This is a genomic window from Pseudomonas sp. GL-B-12, from assembly GCF_019955895.1.
GTDB lineage: Bacteria > Pseudomonadota > Gammaproteobacteria > Pseudomonadales > Pseudomonadaceae > Aquipseudomonas.
The window spans coordinates 1-2970 of the sequence record NZ_JAHBCX010000076.1; the positions used below are offsets into that span (position 1 = coordinate 1).

General features: G+C 51.8%; 1 rRNA gene. It reads right to left on the reverse strand.

Annotated features, from left to right (window positions below):
* Positions 1 to 19: 19 nt before the first annotated feature.
* Positions 20 to 2913 (reverse strand): 23S ribosomal RNA (locus KGA85_RS28545).
* Positions 2914 to 2970: the final 57 nt, after the last annotated feature.

Sequence of the window (2970 nt, forward strand, 5' to 3'; positions counted from 1 at the left end):
CAAATTGCTTGGGTGTTATATGGTCAAGCCTCACGGGCAATTAGTATTGGTTAGCTCAACGCCTCACAGCGCTTACACACCCAACCTATCAACGTCGTAGTCTTCGACGGCCCTTCAGGGGACTCAAGGTCCCAGTGAGATCTCATCTTGAGGCAAGTTTCCCGCTTAGATGCTTTCAGCGGTTATCTTTTCCGAACATAGCTACCCGGCAATGCCACTGGCGTGACAACCGGAACACCAGAGGTTCGTCCACTCCGGTCCTCTCGTACTAGGAGCAGCCCCTCTCAAATCTCAAACGTCCACGGCAGATAGGGACCGAACTGTCTCACGACGTTCTAAACCCAGCTCGCGTACCACTTTAAATGGCGAACAGCCATACCCTTGGGACCGGCTTCAGCCCCAGGATGTGATGAGCCGACATCGAGGTGCCAAACACCGCCGTCGATATGAACTCTTGGGCGGTATCAGCCTGTTATCCCCGGAGTACCTTTTATCCGTTGAGCGATGGCCCTTCCATACAGAACCACCGGATCACTAAGACCTACTTTCGTACCTGCTCGACGTGTCTGTCTCGCAGTCAAGCGCGCTTTTGCCTTTATACTCTACGACCGATTTCCGACCGGTCTGAGCGCACCTTCGTACTCCTCCGTTACTCTTTAGGAGGAGACCGCCCCAGTCAAACTACCCACCATACACTGTCCTCGATCCGGATAACGGACCTGAGTTAGAACCTCAAAGTTGCCAGGGTGGTATTTCAAGGTTGGCTCCACGCGAACTGGCGTCCACGCTTCAAAGCCTCCCACCTATCCTACACAAGCAAATTCAAAGTCCAGTGCAAAGCTATAGTAAAGGTTCACGGGGTCTTTCCGTCTAGCCGCGGATACACTGCATCTTCACAGCGATTTCAATTTCACTGAGTCTCGGGTGGAGACAGCGCCGCCATCGTTACGCCATTCGTGCAGGTCGGAACTTACCCGACAAGGAATTTCGCTACCTTAGGACCGTTATAGTTACGGCCGCCGTTTACCGGGGCTTCGATCAAGAGCTTCGCGTTAGCTAACCCCATCAATTAACCTTCCGGCACCGGGCAGGCGTCACACCCTATACGTCCACTTTCGTGTTTGCAGAGTGCTGTGTTTTTAATAAACAGTCGCAGCGGCCTGGTATCTTCGACCGGCGTGGGCTTACGGAGCAAGTCCTTCACCCTCACCGGCGCACCTTCTCCCGAAGTTACGGTGCCATTTTGCCTAGTTCCTTCACCCGAGTTCTCTCAAGCGCCTTGGTATTCTCTACCCAACCACCTGTGTCGGTTTGGGGTACGGTTCCTGGTTACCTGAAGCTTAGAAGCTTTTCTTGGAAGCATGGCATCAACCACTTCGTGTTCTAAAAGAACACTCGTCATCAGCTCTCGGCCTTGAAATCCCGGATTTACCTAAGATTCCAGCCTACCACCTTAAACTTGGACAACCAACGCCAAGCTGGCCTAGCCTTCTCCGTCCCTCCATCGCAATAACCAGAAGTACAGGAATATTAACCTGTTTTCCATCGACTACGCTTTTCAGCCTCGCCTTAGGGACCGACTAACCCTGCGTCGATTAACGTTGCGCAGGAAACCTTGGTCTTTCGGCGTGGGTGTTTTTCACACCCATTGTCGTTACTCATGTCAGCATTCGCACTTCTGATACCTCCAGCAAGCTTCTCAACTCACCTTCACAGGCTTACAGAACGCTCCTCTACCGCATCACCCGAAGGTGATACCCGTAGCTTCGGTGTATGGTTTGAGCCCCGTTACATCTTCCGCGCAGGCCGACTCGACTAGTGAGCTATTACGCTTTCTTTAAAGGGTGGCTGCTTCTAAGCCAACCTCCTAGCTGTCTAAGCCTTCCCACATCGTTTCCCACTTAACCATAACTTTGGGACCTTAGCTGACGGTCTGGGTTGTTTCCCTTTTCACGACGGACGTTAGCACCCGCCGTGTGTCTCCCATGCTCGGCACTTGTAGGTATTCGGAGTTTGCATCGGTTTGGTAAGTCGGGATGACCCCCTAGCCGAAACAGTGCTCTACCCCCTACAGTGATACATGAGGCGCTACCTAAATAGCTTTCGAGGAGAACCAGCTATCTCCGAGCTTGATTAGCCTTTCACTCCGATCCACAGGTCATCCGCTAACTTTTCAACGGTAGTCGGTTCGGTCCTCCAGTTAGTGTTACCCAACCTTCAACCTGCCCATGGATAGATCGCCCGGTTTCGGGTCTATTCCCAGCGACTAGACGCCCTATTAAGACTCGCTTTCGCTACGCCTCCCCTATTCGGTTAAGCTCGCCACTGAAAATAAGTCGCTGACCCATTATACAAAAGGTACGCAGTCACCCAACAAAGTAGGCTCCCACTGCTTGTACGCATACGGTTTCAGGATCTATTTCACTCCCCTCTCCGGGGTTCTTTTCGCCTTTCCCTCACGGTACTAGTTCACTATCGGTCAGTCAGTAGTATTTAGCCTTGGAGGATGGTCCCCCCATATTCAGACAAAGTTTCTCGTGCTCCGTCCTACTCGATTTCATGACCAAGAGATTTTCGCGTACAGGGCTATCACCCACTATGGCCGCACTTTCCAGAGCGTTCCGCTAATCTCAAAGCCACTTAAGGGCTAGTCCCCGTTCGCTCGCCACTACTAAGGGAATCTCGGTTGATTTCTTTTCCTCAGGGTACTTAGATGTTTCAGTTCCCCTGGTTCGCCTCTTGCACCTATGTATTCAGTACAAGATAACCATCTTATGATGGCTGGGTTCCCCCATTCAGACATCTCCGGATCAAAGTCTGTTTGCCGACTCCCCGAAGCTTTTCGCAGGCTACCACGTCTTTCATCGCCTCTGACTGCCAAGGCATCCACCGTATGCGCTTCTTCACTTGACCATATAACCCCAAGCAATCTGGTTATACTATGAAGACGACATTCGCCGAAAATTCGAT